Source organism: Ornithinimicrobium cryptoxanthini (genome assembly GCF_023923205.1).
GTDB classification, from domain to species: Bacteria; Actinomycetota; Actinomycetes; order Actinomycetales; family Dermatophilaceae; genus Ornithinicoccus; species Ornithinicoccus cryptoxanthini.
The window spans coordinates 1,509,474-1,525,187 of sequence record NZ_CP099490.1 but is presented as its reverse complement, the minus strand read 5'-3'; the positions used below and the strand labels follow the sequence as shown (position 1 = coordinate 1,525,187).

Below are 15,714 nucleotides of genomic sequence, written 5' to 3'. Positions count from 1 at the left end.
TGACGAGACGCGCCCGCACTGTGCCGGGGTGCCGATCCATCGCAGAGAGGTTACGGTGATGCTCATCACACGACGGCGTGAGAGGAACGACGATGGCGCCCAAGGATGGAACCTTCCTCGGCTGGCCAGTGCTGCGACAGCTGGCCACCGGCGACTTCCTGGGACGGGGGGCGGCTGTGACCTCCCGGCGCACCCGAGAGGTCGAGGCGCGCACCACGACCGCGGACCGTGTCGTCCAGAGTGTGTGCCCCTACTGCGCCGTCGGCTGTGGCCAGAAGGTCTTCGTCAAGGACGAGAAGGTCGTCCAGATCGAGGGTGACCCGGACTCGCCGATCAGCCGCGGGCGGCTGTGCCCCAAGGGTGCGGCCAGCGAGCAGCTCGTCAACTCCCCCACCCGCCAGACCCACGTGCTCTATCGCGCCCCCGGCGGGACCGAGTTCCAGCGGATCGAGCTCGACAAGGCCATGGACATGGTGGCAGACCGCTATCTCGAGGCCCGCAAGAACAAGTGGCAGGAGCTCGACGACAAGGGCCGTCGCGTGCGCCGCACGATGGGCATCGCCTCGCTCGGGGGAGCCACCCTCGACAACGAGGAAAACTATCTGATGAAGAAGCTCTACACGGCTTCCGGGGCGATCCAGATCGAGAACCAGGCACGCATATGACACAGCTCCACGGTTCCCAGTCTGGGATCCTCGTTCGGTCGTGGTGGCGCCACCCAGTCCCTGCAGGACATGGCCAATGCCGACTGCGTCATCATCCAGGGCTCCAACATGGCCGAGTGCCACCCGGTCGGGTTCCAGTGGGTCTCGGAGGCCAAGGCCAAGGGCGCGCGGATCATCCACATCGACCCGCGCTTCACCCGCACCTCGGCGATCGCTGACACGCACGTCCCGCTGCGCGCCGGCACGGACGTCGTGCTGCTGGGTGCCCTGATCAACCACGTGCTGAGCAAGGACCTCTACTTCCACGACTACGTCGTCGCCTACACCAACGCCGCCACCCTCATCAACGAAGACTTCGTCGACACCGAGGACCTGGGCGGCATCTTCTCCGGGTTCGACCCCGAGACCGGCACCTACGACACCTCTTCATGGTCGTATGCCGAGCGCCGAGACCCCGAGGGCTCCTCACCAGGGGCCGGTGGTCCGGCGGGCGAGGGTGGTGACTCCACGGACGGCAAGATCGAGGAGCCGGACGGTGACGACGAGCACGGTGCCAGCAAGCGTTCCCGCGCCGCCGGGCACGAGCTCGGCGCCGCCGGTGCGGCGCTGGAGCACGCCAACGTGGTGCGCGACGAGACGCTGCAGCACCCACGCTCGGTCTTCCAGATCCTCAAGCGCCACTACTCGCGCTACACCCCCGAGATGGTGGAGGAGGTCTGCGGCATCCCCGTCGCGCTGTTCGACGAGGTGGCCCGCGCGCTGACCGAGAACTCCGGGCGGGAGCGGACGACCTGCTTCGCCTATGCCCTCGGCTGGACCCAGCACAGCCTGGGCGCACAGTTCATCCGGACTGCCGCCATACTCCAGCTGTTGATGGGCAACATGGGCCGTCCCGGCGGCGGGATCATGGCCCTGCGCGGCCACGCCAGCATCCAGGGCTCGACCGACATCCCGACGTTGTTCAACATCCTGCCGGGCTACCTGCCGATGCCGATGGCGGGCGAGCACGACAACCTGCAGGACTACCTGTCCACGATCTCCTCGCCGCTGCAGAAGGGCTTCTGGACCGAGGCCGACGCCTACACCGCCAGCCTGCTCAAGGCCTGGTGGGGCGATGCGGCCACGCCGGAGAACGACTTCTGCTTCGACTACCTGCCCAAGCTGACCGGCGCGCACGGCACCTACCAGACGGCCATGGCGATGCTGGATGACGAGGTCGAGGGCTACTTCGTCCTGGGCCAGAACCCTGCGGTGGGGTCGGCCCACGGCAAGATGCAGCGGATGGCGTTGACCCACCTGAAGTGGGTCGTGGTGCGCGACTTCCAGCTCATCGAGACCGCAACCTTCTGGAAGGACTCCCCCGAGATCGCGACGGGCGAGCTGCGCACCGAAGACATCGACACCGAGGTCTTCTTCTTCCCCGCGGCCAACCACGTGGAAAAGTCGGGCACCTTCACCCAGACCCAGCGGATGCTCCAATGGCGCCACCAGGCGGTGCAGCCACCGGGTGACGCCCGCAGCGAGCTGGAGTTCTTCTACGACCTGGGCAACCGCCTGCGCGAGCGCCTGGCGGGCTCGACCGACGAGCGCGACCGCCCACTTCTCGACCTGACGTGGGACTACCCCGTCGACGAGCACGGCGAGCCCGACGGTGAGGCCGTCCTGAAGGAGATCAACGGCTATCACCTGACCGGTGAGCGCGCGGGGCAGCTGCTCGACAAGTTCGCCGACATGAAGGCCGACGGGTCGACCTCCGGTGGGTGCTGGATCTACACCGGTGTCTTTGCCGGCGGGGTCAACCGCTCGGACAAGCGGGTGCCCGGCTCGGAGCAGGACGAGGTCGCTGCCGAGTGGGGCTGGGCCTGGCCGATGAACCGCCGGATCCTCTACAACCGCGCTTCCGCAGACCCGCAGGGCAAGCCGTGGAGCGAGCGCAAGAAGTATGTCTGGTGGGACGAGGACCAGCGCAAGTGGGTCGGCAAGGACGTCCCGGACTTCCCGCTCGACCGGGACCCCTCGTTCCGGCCGGACCCTGATGTGGGCGGACCTGCAGCGCTGGCCGGCGACGACCCGTTCATCATGCAGGCTGACGGCAAGGGCTGGCTCTTTGCGCCCAAGGGCATGGTCGACGGCCCGCTGCCCACCCACTACGAGGCACACGAGTCGCCGGTCCCCAACCCGCTCTATCCGCAGCAGAGCAACCCGAGCCGGCTGATCTACCCGCGCAAGGACAATCTGTGGGCGCCGTCGGGCACCGAGCCCGGGTCGGAGGTCTACCCCTATGTCTTCACGACCTACCGGTTGACCGAGCACCACACGGCGGGCGGCATGAGCCGGTGGCTGCCCTACCTGTCCGAGCTGCAGCCGGAGATGTTCTGCGAGGTCTCGCCCGAGCTGGCGGCAGAGCGCGGTCTGGTCAACGGTGAGTGGGCCACGATCGTCTCCGCGCGCAGCGCGATCGAGGCCCGGGTGCTGGTCACCGAGCGGATGACCCCGCTGACGATCAAGGGGCACACGGTCCACCAGATCGGGTTGCCCTACCACTGGGGCGTCGGCGGTGACGCCGTGGTCGAGGGCGACGGCGCCAACGACCTGCTCGGCATCGTGCTCGACCCCAACGTCCAGATCCAGGAGTCCAAGGTGGGCTCGTGCGACATCCAGCCCGGTCGTCGCCCCCGCGGCGAGGCACTGCTGCGGCTGGTGGCCGAATACCAGTCGCGGTCGGGCTCCACCGCCGAGACCAGCAGCCAGCGGCTCTCAGACGTGTCGACCGAGGTCCAGGCGCGACGGGACTCCGTCGCCGGCGGCGACACCCCGCCCCCCGACGTGGATGGAGACCAATAGTGGGATACCTCGCCCGCCAACTCGCCGGACGCACCGACCCCGCCCTGGACGCCGGGTGGGAGGAGCCACCGTCGCGCAAGGGTTTCTTCACCGACACCTCGATCTGCATCGGCTGCAAGGCCTGCGAGGTGGCGTGTAAGGAGTGGAACGCCCTGCCGATGGACGGGAGCCTGGACCTCACCGGCAACTCCTACGACAACACCGGAGACCTGGGCGCCAGCACCTGGCGCCACGTCGCCTTCGTGGAGCAGAGCAAGGACCGCATCGAGGCTGCGCGGGAGTCCGGTCAGCGCCTGGTCGATCTGGGTATGCCGACAGTCGGTTCTCCCTCCCAGGCACCGGGGGTGGCGGGTTCAGCGTCTGCGAAACCCCTATCAAAAGACGGGGAGGACCTACGAAACCCCTACCAAAATTCGGGGGGAGGCACGCCGGCGGGCTACGGCACGTTGCCGGCTCCGCCGGAGCACGGTGGTCCCAGCCTCGGCGACATGCTCACCGAGAAGGAGGCCGTCGACAACGGGGCCGACCCCCTCTCCGCGGGTGGTGGGCTGGGGACCACGGTGGACGGGACCCCGATGGTCGGGCCGCTGCCGGAGTTCCGCTGGCTGATGGCCTCCGACGTCTGCAAGCACTGCACCCATGCCGGCTGTCTGGACGTCTGCCCGACGGGCGCACTGTTCCGCAGCGAGCACGGCACCGTCGTGGTCCAGGCCGACATCTGCAACGGCTGCGGCTACTGCGTCGGGGCCTGCCCGTTCGGGGTCATCGAGCGGCGCAGCGACGACGCGGTCTCCGTGCGCGGTGACGGGCACGTCCCCGATGTTGGTGTCGCACAGAAGTGCACGCTCTGCTACGACCGCCTCAGCCACGACCAGACTCCCGCCTGCGCACAGACCTGCCCGACGACCTCGATCCAGTTCGGCGCCCGCGAGGACATGGTGACGGCCGCGCAGGATCGCGTCGCCCAGCTCCACGAGCAGGGCTTCACCGAGGCCCGGCTCTATGGCGCCAACGATGACGACGGGGTCGGTGGGACCGGGTCGGTCTTCCTGCTGCTCGACGAGCCCGAGGTCTATGGGCTCCCGCCGGACCCCGTGTGTGCGACCTTTAAGCTGCCCGAGATGTTCCGCGTGGCCGGCTGGGCGGGCACCGGTCTGCTGGCTGCTGCCGCCGCTGCGTTCCTGGGAGGCCGGCGGTGACCACCTCCCCCTTCGACAGCTATCGACCGCCTGAGGAGGGTGGCCGACGTCGGCGCCGCAGTGGCGTGCGCGGTGCCGTGACCGGTGCGGTCTCCGACGCGGCCCGGGGTGTCGCCAAGGGCGGCCGTGGCGCAGCACGGGGCGGCACGAACTGGCTCAAGCGCGACGGTGGCGGCCGACGCGAGGCGCCCGCCGTCCCCGACGCCGAGTTCTCCAGCTACTACGGACGGGCCGTCATCAAGCCCGTCCCGTGGGACTACAAGATCCCCGCCTATCTCTTTGTCGGTGGCATCGCGGCCGGCTCCGGTCTCATCGCCTCCGGTGCCGCAGCCACCGGACGAGAGCTGCTGCGCCGCAACAGTCGGCTCACCGCGATGACGGGGGTCGCCCTCAGCGGCGCCTTCCTGGTGGCGGACCTGGGCCGTCCCGAGCGCTTCCTCAACATGATGCGCACGGTCAAGCTCACCTCGCCCATGTCGGTCGGCACCTGGATCCTGTCCGGCTACGCGGCCTTCGCGGGCGTGACGACCGCGTCCGAGGTGGCCCGCCTGCTGCCGCTCCCGGAGCGTGGAGTGGTCGGCGTCCTGACCCGGGCGCTCGATGTGGTCGACGCACCGGCCTCCGTCGGCCAGGCCTTCTTCGCGCCGCCGCTGGCGGCCTACACCGCGGTCCTGCTCTCCGACACGGTGACACCCGTCTGGTTCGAGTCCCGGCGCCAGCTGCCCTTCGTCTTCGTCGGGTCGGCCGCCCTGGCCTCGGCCGGGGTGCAGATGGTCCTCACCCCGACCGAGCAGACCGGCCCTGCACGCCGCTTCGCCCTCCTGGGGGTCGTGGCCGACCTCGTGGCCATGCACCGCCTGGAGGAGCACCTCACACGGCAGGATCTCGACGAGCCGCTCCGCACCGGTGACGGGGGCGCCAAGCTGCGCCTCGCCAAGGCCCTGACGATCGCGGGCGGCCTGGGCACGCTGGCCGCCGGACGCAGCCGGGTGGTGGCCGTCGCCTCCGGCCTGGCCCTGGCTGGTGCCTCTGCCCTGACCCGTTTCGGCCTGGTTGATGCGGGGATGGTCTCTGCCAAGGACCCGAAATACACCGTCGGTCCACAGAAGCGTCGCCTCGAGGAGCGCCGGGCGGCCGGCACCGTCCACGACAGCATCGTGACGGTCCGGTGACGTCACTGCACCACTAGTCAGCTGACCCCGTCCCCCCTCACCAGGAGGAGAACGCATGTCCGCAGCACCCGACGTCTCTGCCCGCACGGCCACCCGCGGTGGCAATCGATGGCTCATCCTCGCAGGCGGGGTGCTCGTGCAGCTCGCGATCGGCGCAGTCTATGCCTGGAGCACGTTCAGCAAGGCGATCCAGGCTGACCCATCGGCCATCGAGCTCACCCCGGTGCAGGCCACGCTGCCGTTCACCGTCGCCATCGGCATGATCTTCGTCGGCAGCTTCCTGGGTGGGCGGGCCCAGGACAAGCGCGGACCTCGCATCGTGGCGCTCGTCGGCGTCACGATCTATTCACTGGGCATCATGCTGGCCAGCTTCACGCGCGACGGCTCCGACCTGTGGATGCTCATCCTGGGCTACGGCGTGCTCGGCGGCTTCGGTCTCGGCCTGGCCTACATCGTGCCGATCGCGATGCTGCAGAAGTGGTTCCCGGACAAGCGCGGCCTCATTACGGGCATCGCCGTCGGTGGGTTCGGCTTCGGTGCGGTCATCACCTCACCGCTGGCCCAGCAGATGATCGCCGGCAGCGAGGACTACCAGCAGTATCCGACCAAGGTGTTCCTCTGGCTCGGCGTCGCCTACCTCGTGGCCGGAGTCCTCGGTGCGTCGGTCTTCCGCGACCCGCCGGAGGGCTACACCGTCCCGGGTTCTGCGGCCCCGGCAGCAGCAGTGGAAGCTGAAGACACGGCGACCGAGGCGGCAGCGGACGCGGTGGTCACGGACGACGCGAAGCCAGCCCCCGCGCACAACGCCGCGGGTCACGACTTCACCCCCAAGGAAGCCCTCAGCACGCCGCAGTGGTATCTGCTGACCCTGATCCTGACCATCTCGGTCAGCGCTGGCATCTCGCTGATCTCGATCGCAGCGGACACGGCCACCGACGTGGCCGGCTTCACCGCCGCGGGTGCGGCGACCCTGGTGGGCATCATGGGCCTGTTCAACGGTGGTGGCCGCATCCTGTGGGCCGGCATCTCCGACAAGATCGGGCGGATGCCGGCCTTCCTGGGCATCCTCGTCATCCAGGGCGTGGCGCTGCTGGCGATCCCCCACGCCGGCAACGTCGCGCTGTTCTACATCCTCGCGGCCGTGATCTACACCTGCTACGGCGGTGCGTTCGGCACGATGCCGTCCACCGCGGGGGACTTCTTCGGGGTGCGGCACGCCGGTGCGATCTATGGCCTGATGCTGCTCGGCTGGTCCATCGGCGGCATCATCGGCCCGATGCTGATCTCGTGGCTGGTCGGCGAGGACGGTGCCTACGTCCTCGGCTACACCGTCGTCGGCATCCTCGCCCTGGCCGGAGCGATCCTGCCGTTCATCACCCGCCCCCCGAAGCACCCAGACCGCACGGCAGCCGCCGCCTAGCTCGTCGGCCGGTAGGCTGCCGGGCGGAGGCGTCTGGGTTCCTGGTGGGCCCCCCGGTCTTCAACACCGGTGAGGCCGAGCATCTCGGTCTGGCGGGTTCGATTCCCGTCCGCCTCCGCCAACACGTCTGCCGGAGGGTCCCGGCGCGGGAAGGAGCGCGGTGAAGCGGGTGCTGGCCACGGCCGGTCACGTCGACCACGGCAAGTCGACGCTGGTGCGGGCGCTCACCGACCGGGATCCCGACCGCCTCGGTGAGGAGAAGTCCCGCGGACTGACCATCGAGCTCGGTTTTGCCTGGACGAAGCTGCCCAGTGGAGCGGACGTCGCGTTCGTGGACGTGCCCGGGCACCAGCGCTTCATCGCGACCACCCTCTCCGGCCTGGGACCGTCCGCAGCCGTGGTCTTCGTGGTCGCGGCCGACCAGGGGTGGCAGGCGCAGAGCTCTGAGCACCTGGCGGCAGTGCGCGCCCTCGGCATCCGCGACGGCGTGCTCGTGCTCACCCGGTGCGACCTGGCCGACCCTGCGCGCGCGGACGCCGTGCGCGAGGAGGCCAGCCGGCACCTCGCCGGGGCGGGCCTGTCCTTGCCGGTGTGTCCGGTCTCAGCGGTGACCGGCGAGGGTCTGGACGAGCTGCGCGAGGCCCTCGACGACCTCGTGACCCGGATGCCCGCCCCCGACGCGGACGCCCCGGTGCGTCTGTGGTGCGATCGCTCGTTCACCATCTCAGGTGCCGGGACCGTGGTGACTGGCACGCTCGGCGCCGGCACCCTGCGCACCGGTGATCACCTGACCCTGCTCTCCGGGGAGCGATCGCGCGAGGTGGTCGTGCGCGGTCTGCAGAGCGAGGACCTGCCCCACGACGTGGTCGGCCCGGTGTCCCGGGTCGCTGTCAATCTGCGCCGCACCGAGACCGACCTCGCCGCTCGCTCGTCCGTCCTGTTCACCCCTGGTGCATATGCCGAGGCACAGGTCGTCGACGTTGCCCTTGAGCCGGTCGACACCGGGCTCGGCCACTCCCGTCAGGAGCGGGCGACACCGCCGGTCGAGGCCATCCTTCATGTCGGGACCGCGGCCCAGCCGACCCACGTCCGTCCCCTGGGCAGCGGCTACGCACGACTCACCCTCTCGACGCCGCTGCCGTGGCACGTCGGCGACCGCACCATCTTGCGCGACCCCGGCGACCGGCGCCTGTGGTCCCTGACCGTCGTCGACGTCGACCCGCTCCCGCTGCGGCGCCGGGGTGCCGCGGGACGGCGGGCTCAGGAGCTGGACGGGGCGGACTCCCCCGCTGATCTCCGGCTGCGATCACGTGCCGCCGACCACCCCACGGTCCTGACGCAGCTCGGGCTGCCTGCCCCCACCTCGGGTGTCCGGGTCGGCCAGTGGTGGGTCGACGAGGCAGCCCTCAACGACTGGGGAGACCTGCTCACGGAACGGGTCCGGGCCCACCACCAGGCCAACCCGCTGAGCCAGGGGGTCCCGCTCGCCGAGGCCGGCCGGCTCCTCGACCTGCCGGACCACCTGCGCGTGACGGCGGACGGCGGGACGCTGCAGCACGGCATACCGCCATTGACTGCCGACCTGGTCCGACACCTCGCCGACGCCGCCAGACTCGTCGTGGCGGACGGACGCGTGCGCCCGGCGGACGCTGGTGGTCTCGGTGCCGCCGAGACCGCCGTGGCTGAGGTCGAGCGACGTCTGCGGGCGGCACCGTTCGACGCTCCCGAGCGCGACGACCTGACTGCCTTCGGACTGGGTCCGACCGAGCTGGCGGCCGCAGCCCGGATCGGACGGCTGCTGCGGCTGGCCGATGACATCGTGCTCCTACCTGACGCCCCGGCCCTCGCGATGCGCCGGCTCGCCGCCCTGGAACAGCCCTTCACCCTCAGCGCCGCCCGCCAGGCGCTCGGCACCACACGGCGGGTCGCGGTTCCACTGCTGGAGCACCTGGACGCACGCGGCTGGACCCGTCGCGTCGACGGCCAGCTGCGCCAGGTCGTCCGCTAGCCCACCAATTTTGGTAGTGGTTTCGCGGGTCCGCCCCGTCTTTTTTCAGCGGTTTCGCAGCCACCCACAAAACCCGTTGCGGACCGGCGGGGGCCTGCGAGAGGCTAGGACCCGTCGCGGCGATCGGCCGCCGAGCCCGGACCGCTGCGGCGGACCCCTGACGAGAGGAGCAGTGACGTGTCTATGACTGCCTCTGGTGTGCCCACCAGCCACCATCCTTCTCTCAGGAGTTCTCTTGTCCCTGCAGCACCAGGACCACGCGTCCAGCACTGACCAGCGCCACGGCGAGCGCCCAGACGGCCACCGCGCCGACGACATCGACCCGTTCTTCGTCTTCGACTACGTCCCCCTCGACGGCCCCGACGACCGGCCGCCCGACGGTCCCCGCGGCCCTGACTCCCCCGATGACGGCCCCACGTTCACCACCTACTGGGACGTCGAGAAGGGCTGTCGCGGCCCCGAGCCGCTGCCCGACTGGGTGATCACCGACTCGGGCGCCCTCGACACCGAGCTCGGCATCCTCAAGACCGGCAAGGAGGCGGACGTCTTCCTGCTCGAGCGCACCGCACCGGACGGCACCGGCGTGGTCATGGCGGCCAAGCGCTATCGCGACCTGGACCACCGCAGCTTCCGCCGCAGCAGCGACTACACCGAGGGCCGCACGGTCCGTCGCAGCCGCGACCAGCGCGCCCTCGCCCGCAAGTCCGAGTGGGGACGCAGCGTCGCCGCCGGGCAGTGGGCGGTCGCCGAGTGGGATGCCCTGTGCCGCTACTGGACCGCCGGGCTCCCGGTCCCCTACCCTGTCCAGCTCGACGGCACCGAGATCCTCATGGAGCTCATCCAGTATGACGACGCACCGGCCCCACGACTGGCCCAGGTCAGACCTGGTGCCGGGTTGCTGGAGGAGTACTTCGTCCAGGTCCGGACCGCGATCTCCGTCATGGCAGCCGAGGGGGTCGCCCACGGCGACCTCTCGGCATACAACATCCTGGCGGCCGGCGAGCGGCTAGTCATCATCGACCTGCCCCAGATCGTCGACCTGATCGCCAACCCCAACGGCCCGGAGCTGCTGATGAGGGACTGCCGCAACGTCTGCTCCTGGTTCCAGGCACGCGGGCTCGACGCCGACCCCCACGAACTGTTCGAGGAGGTCAAGCCGGTCTAGCATCGACCTGTTTGACTGAGCCCATGACCAGGGGCGCCGGGGTGTTCAGCTATCCCGCGTTCGTGCAGCTCTGGATCTCCGACACCGCCAAGTGGCTGGGTGTGTTCACCTCGGGGCTGGCCCTCCAGCTGCTGCTCATCGAGACGCTCGGGGCCGACCAGGTGGCACTGGGACTGGTCCGGTCGGCCCAGTGGTTGCCGATGCTGCTCTTTGGCCTCGTCGCAGGGGTCCTGATCGACCGGGTCCGTCGCAAGCCGGTGCTGGTCGTCGGTGACGCGGTGTGTGCCCTGGCGTTCGGTGCCATCGGCGGGCTCGGCCTGCTGGGGTGGCTGACCGTGCCCCTGGTGGCCGTCCTGGTCTTCGTCGCAGGCACAGCGTCCCTGTCTGCCACCGCTGCCCACCAGTCGTTCCTGCCGCGCCTGGTGCCCACCTCGATGCTGTCCCGCGCCAATGCGCGCATCGAACAGTCCATGACGGCGGCCGAGGCTCTCGGCCCCCTGCTCGCCGGCGTCCTGGTCCGGGTGGCGTCAGCGCCCATCGCGATCCTCGTCAACGCTGGCACCTATGCCGTGTCGGCTCTCGTGCTCTCCACGATCCGGGTCACCGAGCCCCCTCCGGCTGACGGCACCGAGCGGCACCTGTGGCGCGAGCTGCGGGAGGGGGCCCGTTGGGTCTATCGGCACCCCACGCTCGCGCCCTACGCGATCGGGCTGCACACCTGGTTCTTCTTCAACTCCGCCGTCATGACCATCCTGGTCTTCTATGCCTCCGAGGAGATCGGGCTGGGGCCAGTGGCGATCGGGCTGGTCCTCGCGTCCGCGGGCCTCACCGGCGTGGCCGCTGCCGGCCTGACCCCACGGGCCGCGGACCGATTCGGCGCCGGGTCGGTCATCTGCGCGGCCACCTGGCTGGCCCCGCTGGCATTCCTGTTGGCCGCGCTGGCGCCCGAAGGGGACGCTGGCCTCCCGGTCCTGGTCGCCGGCCAGCTGATCTATGGCGTGAGCAACGGTCTGCGCGGGCCGCTGGAGATGAGCTATCGCAACGCCGTCACCCCCGACCGCCTGCGGGCCCGGATGAACTCCACCATCCGGTCGCTCAACTGGGGCACGATCACCGTGTCCGCGCCGCTGGCCGGGTGGTTCGCGCTCACCTATGGCAACCGGCCGACGATCCTGGTCTGCGTCGTGGGCCTCGTGGTGGCAGCGCTGATCCCGACGCTGTCCCCCTTCCGGAGTGTGCAGCTGCCCGACGACGAGGCGCCGTCCACCTAGCCCGACCTGGTCGCCTCGACCGCGGCACGCACCTGCTCGAACCCCTGCTCCGAGATCAGGCCCAGCTCGTGCGCCCGGGCCGCGGCGTCGGCATACGTGTCGAAGAGCCAGATCCCCTCGGCAGCCAGCGACGCACGCACGTCCGGCCCGACCGGGCTCACGTGGTGGATGAACACCGCCCGCACGTGCTCGGGGTCACGTGCGAGCATCGCGCGACCCACCTCGACGTCGGCCTGCCCGTTGTCTCCGATGAAGACGACCTGGCACTCGGGGAACAGCAGGCGCGAGCGGTCGAAGTTGGCCATCTTGCGCTCGGCGATCCTCCCCTTGGTGGCCACGTTGAGGATGTGCCCGGTCATCACCGAGTGCGGCGGCAGCCCGAGCTCTGCCAGGCCGTTGCGGGTGTAGCTCTCGACCAGCCCCCGCGGGTCGCTCGGGCGTGCGGTGATGAAGGTCAGGTCACCAGGGCGACCCGGCTCACGGGCGGCTCCGTGGTCCAGGGCGAGCAGGAACTCCACGACGCCCGGATAGACCGTCCCCCGCGGATATCGACGGTCGTGCAACATGCAGAGCACCGTGTCGTCGATGTCGCACAGGATGCGCAGGTCAGCTGAGGCACGGCCCACCGCTTCGGCGGCGATGTGCGCCAGGATCTGGGTGCGCAGCTCGTCGTCGCCGATGTCGTCGAAGACCAGGTGGTCGAGGTCGTGATAGCTGCCGCTGCTGTTGACCATGGACTTGAACTCCTCGAGCTCCTCGCCGCGCAGCGACAGGACGAGGTCCCGGATCGCCAGCTCGTGGCTGCGCGGGGTCGGCCCCCGGTGCAGCGCCGTCGCCAGCTGCGCCAGACGGGCCACGGTGAGCACCTGCCGGCGCTCGCGGACCAGCAGGTCCAGCAGGGCGCTGCGGTGGTCCGGGCCGGGCCGGTGGTCGTCCAGCTTGCGCACGAGGGCCTCCAGGTCGACCTCGCCGAGGACGGCGTCCAGCTCCTCAGGGGGCGTATGCCGCAGCACCCGCAGGATGCGCCGCTCCGCACCGCGGCCGGTCCAGCCCCGCATCAAGGTGCTGATCGTGCTCGCCTGAGTGGACCGTGCGGTCCGCACGGTCAGCTGCCCGGGCAGCACGGTGCAGTCGAGCTCCAGGATGTCCGGGTGCGGGTCCCCGTCGATCTGGATCACGACGGGTTCCTCGCTGAAGACCTTGACGGTGCGGGCCTGACGGTAGGACAGACCGGGCACCTCCCGACGGAAGCCGAGCAGCCCCTTCAACGCGATCGGGGCCCAGTGCGCCACGGTCGGTGGCGCGACGTGCACCAGGTCCAGCAGACCGTCATCCACCTCGGCATCGGCGGCCACCTTGATGCCGGCCGGGATGAGCCCGCAGTTGCTCACCAGCAGGCTCCACGCGCTGAGGTCCTCACGCCGGCCGCCGTCGACCTCGACCCGCAGTGGCAGCAGGGCCTTGGTCAGTCGGCGGGCGCCGGGCTCAAAATAGGCCAGCCAGCTCACCCACCGCTTGAGAGCCTGTCTCGTGTCGGCGACCGTGGCCGCGTCGTGCCCGGCGCCGACCAGGACCAGGAAGTGGTGCGGTGGGGACTCCACCGGCCCCGCGGGTCCCAGCTGCACATAGCGGACCAGGCCGATGTCCAGGTGGCGTGTCTGCCCCAGCAGCGCGGCCTGCACCATCTCCGTCACGTCGGAGCGCGCCAGACCGAGGTTGCGCGCAAACAGGTTGGCCGTCCCCAGTGGCAGGATGCCGAGCGGCACGCCGGTGCCGGCCAGGACGCCAGCGACCTGCCGGACCGTGCCGTCGCCGCCGCCCACGACCACCAGCTGCGCACCCTCGCGGAGCGCAGCCCGGGCCTGACGAGCGCCCGGCTCGGTGACGGTCGTGTAGTAGATGTCGGGGTCGGGCCACTCCAGCAGCCGGCACACCCGCTGCAGCTCGGCCTGCGCCGCCCAGGCATGGTCGGCAGCGGGGTTGAGCACCGCGGCCACCTGGGTGGTCCCGGTCATCGGGCTAGCCGCGCAGGCGCGTGGTCAGCGAGGTCGCGACCGTGTCCGGGGTCAGGCCGATCCGCTCCAGGACCTGCCCACGCGAGCCGTGGTCGAGGAATTCCTTGGGGATGCCATAGGTCCACACCGGCCGGGGGTCGTCCTCGCCGCGCAGGCAGGCCGCCAGTGCGGCGCCGACCCCGCTCGCCACCAGGTTGTCCTCGATCACCGCGACAGCCTCAGCCTGCCCCGTCAGCTCCACCAGGTCAGCACTGATCGGCAGGACCCAGCGAGGGTCCACAACCTTGACGGAGATCCCCTGCGCACCAAGCTTTTCGGCGACCTCGAGCGCAACGCTGGCAAGGGCGCCCACGGAGACGAGGAGCAGGTCCGGCTGCTCGCTCTCCCGCAGGATGTCGACGCTTCCGTGAGCCCCCACCGCCTGGATGGGCTCGGCGACCGTCCCCTTGGGGAAGCGGATCACGGTGGGTGCATCAGCCACGTCGACGGCTTCGCGCAGCGCCACCCGGATCTGCGCGCCGTCACGTGGGGCGGCCAGCCGCAGCCCCGGCACGATCGAGACGAGGGCCATGTCCCACATGCCGTTGTGGCTGGCACCATCGGTGCCGGTCACGCCGGCACGGTCCAGGATGAAGGTCACACCCTGACGGTGCAGGGCGCAGTCCATCAGGAGCTGGTCGAAGGCCCGGTTGAGGAAGGTCGCATAGACCGCCACCACTGGGTGCATCCCCGCAAAGGACAGTCCCGCCGCCATGGTCACCGCGTGCTGCTCGGCGATGCCGACGTCGAAGACCCGTTGCGGGTGCTTCTTGGCAAACCCCGAGAGCCCGACGGGGATGAGCATCGAGGCGGTGAGGGCCACGATGTCCTCGCGCTCGTCGGCCAGGTCGAGCAGCTCGTCGCTGAACTCATCGGTCCAGGACCGTCCGGACAGCTCCAGCGGCAGCCCCGTCTCGGGGTTGATGACACCGACCGCGTGGAACCGGTCGGCCTCGTCGTTGGTCGCGGGCTGATAGCCGTGACCCTTCTCGGTGATGGCGTGCACCAGCACCACGCCACCGAAGTCGTGGGCGCGGCGCAGGGCCGTCTCCATCGCCGCAAGGTCGTGGCCGTCGACGGGCCCGAGATACTTCAGACCGAGGTCCTCGAACATGCCCTGCGGGCTGACGATGTCCTTGAGGCCCTTCTTGACCCCGTGGAGCGTGTCATACATCTGCCGCCCGACGACCGGGGTGCGGTGCAGGAGGCGCTTGCCCCAGGACAGGACGTTCTCGTAGTTGCGCGAGGACCGCAGCGAGGCGAGGTAGTCGGCCATCCCGCCGATGGTCGGCGCATAGGACCGCTCGTTGTCGTTGACCACGACGATCAGTGGCAGGTCCGGGTTGGCCGCGATGTTGTTGAGGGCCTCCCAGGCCATGCCACCGGTCAGCGCGCCGTCACCGATGACCGCGACGGTATGCCGATCGGTCTCGCCGCGCAGCTTGCGTCCGGTGGCGATGCCGATCGCCCAGGACAGGGAGGTGCTGGCGTGGGAGTTCTCCACCACGTCGTGCTCGGACTCGGCGCGGCTGGGATAGCCGGACAGGCCACCCTGCTTGCGCAGCGTCGCGAAGTCATGGCGTCCGGTGAGCAGCTTGTGCACATAGGACTGGTGCCCGGTGTCGAAGACGACCGTGTCGTGCGGGCTGTCGAAGACCCGGTGGATCGCCATGGTCAGCTCCACGACCCCCAGGTTGGGGCCGAGATGTCCGCCCGTGCGCGAGACCGAGTCGATCAGATAGGTCCTGATCTCCTGGGCGAGTTCGGCAAGCTGTGCCGACGAGAGCCGCTTCAGGTCGGCCGGACCGGCAATGCTGTTGAGCAGACCCACGATGCGTCGGCGCCTTTCTCTGCGATGGAGATGTCTCTCCGAGGGAGACGTCTCGCGTTGACGTGCTGGTCGAGTCTACGTCCTG

The 15,714-nt window shown here is 70.1% G+C and carries 9 protein-coding genes and 1 tRNA gene; 8 read left to right on the top strand and 2 right to left on the bottom strand.

The annotated features are described in order from the left end of the window. Positions 1-92: 92 nt before the first annotated feature. The 8 genes from fdh (at position 93) to NF557_RS07020 (ending at position 11,744) form a co-directional block, all read left to right on the top strand. Positions 93-3,509 (top strand): formate dehydrogenase, encoded by a 3,417-nt coding sequence (fdh, locus tag NF557_RS07055; protein ID WP_252623018.1) that lies wholly within the window; start codon positions 93-95, stop codon positions 3,507-3,509. Continuing rightward, a complete protein-coding gene (locus NF557_RS07050; RefSeq protein ID WP_252623016.1) occupies positions 3,509-4,708 on the top strand; it encodes a 4Fe-4S dicluster domain-containing protein in 1,200 nt (399 codons plus the stop codon). The genes fdh and NF557_RS07050 overlap by 1 nt, the downstream gene beginning before the upstream one ends. Next, complete coding sequence (nrfD, locus tag NF557_RS07045) at positions 4,705-5,880, top strand: NrfD/PsrC family molybdoenzyme membrane anchor subunit (protein WP_252623014.1); 1,176 nt, start codon at positions 4,705-4,707, stop codon at positions 5,878-5,880. The genes NF557_RS07050 and nrfD overlap by 4 nt, the downstream gene beginning before the upstream one ends. Positions 5,881-5,935: 55 nt before the next feature. After that, a complete protein-coding gene (locus tag NF557_RS07040; protein ID WP_252623012.1) occupies positions 5,936-7,300 on the top strand; it encodes an L-lactate MFS transporter in 1,365 nt (454 codons plus the stop codon). 25 nt (positions 7,301-7,325) lie between these two features. Beyond that, positions 7,326-7,421: transfer RNA gene (locus tag NF557_RS07035), tRNA-Sec, on the top strand. A gap of 39 nt (positions 7,422-7,460) precedes the next feature. Then, positions 7,461-9,308: a selenocysteine-specific translation elongation factor gene (locus tag NF557_RS07030; protein ID WP_252623010.1), complete on the top strand. Its 1,848-nt coding sequence runs from the start codon at positions 7,461-7,463 to the stop codon at positions 9,306-9,308. Positions 9,309-9,543: 235 nt separating this feature from the next. Then, a complete protein-coding gene (locus tag NF557_RS07025) occupies positions 9,544-10,473 on the top strand; it encodes a serine protein kinase RIO (RefSeq protein WP_252623008.1) in 930 nt (309 codons plus the stop codon). An 11-nt stretch (positions 10,474-10,484) separates the two neighbouring features. Next, a complete protein-coding gene (locus tag NF557_RS07020) occupies positions 10,485-11,744 on the top strand; it encodes an MFS transporter (protein WP_252623006.1) in 1,260 nt (419 codons plus the stop codon). Here NF557_RS07020 and NF557_RS07015 read toward each other — a convergent pair. Both NF557_RS07015 and dxs read right to left on the bottom strand, forming a co-directional pair. Continuing rightward, entirely contained in the window at positions 11,741-13,759 is a 2,019-nt protein-coding gene (locus NF557_RS07015) for a diacylglycerol kinase family protein (protein WP_252623004.1), read from the bottom strand. The two genes, NF557_RS07020 and NF557_RS07015, sit on opposite strands and share 4 nt — an antisense overlap. A gap of 4 nt (positions 13,760-13,763) precedes the next feature. Beyond that, entirely contained in the window at positions 13,764-15,629 is a 1,866-nt protein-coding gene (dxs, locus tag NF557_RS07010; RefSeq protein WP_252623002.1) for a 1-deoxy-D-xylulose-5-phosphate synthase, read from the bottom strand. Positions 15,630-15,714 lie beyond the last annotated feature (85 nt).

Excerpts from the sequence above, each read along its gene's own strand:
- NF557_RS07015 (WP_252623004.1), bottom strand. The coding sequence starts at position 13,759 with ATGACCGGGACCACCCAGGTGGCCGCGGTGCTCAACCCCGCTGCCGAC.
- NF557_RS07040 (WP_252623012.1), top strand. The coding sequence starts at position 5,936 with ATGTCCGCAGCACCCGACGTCTCTGCCCGCACGGCCACCCGCGGTGGC.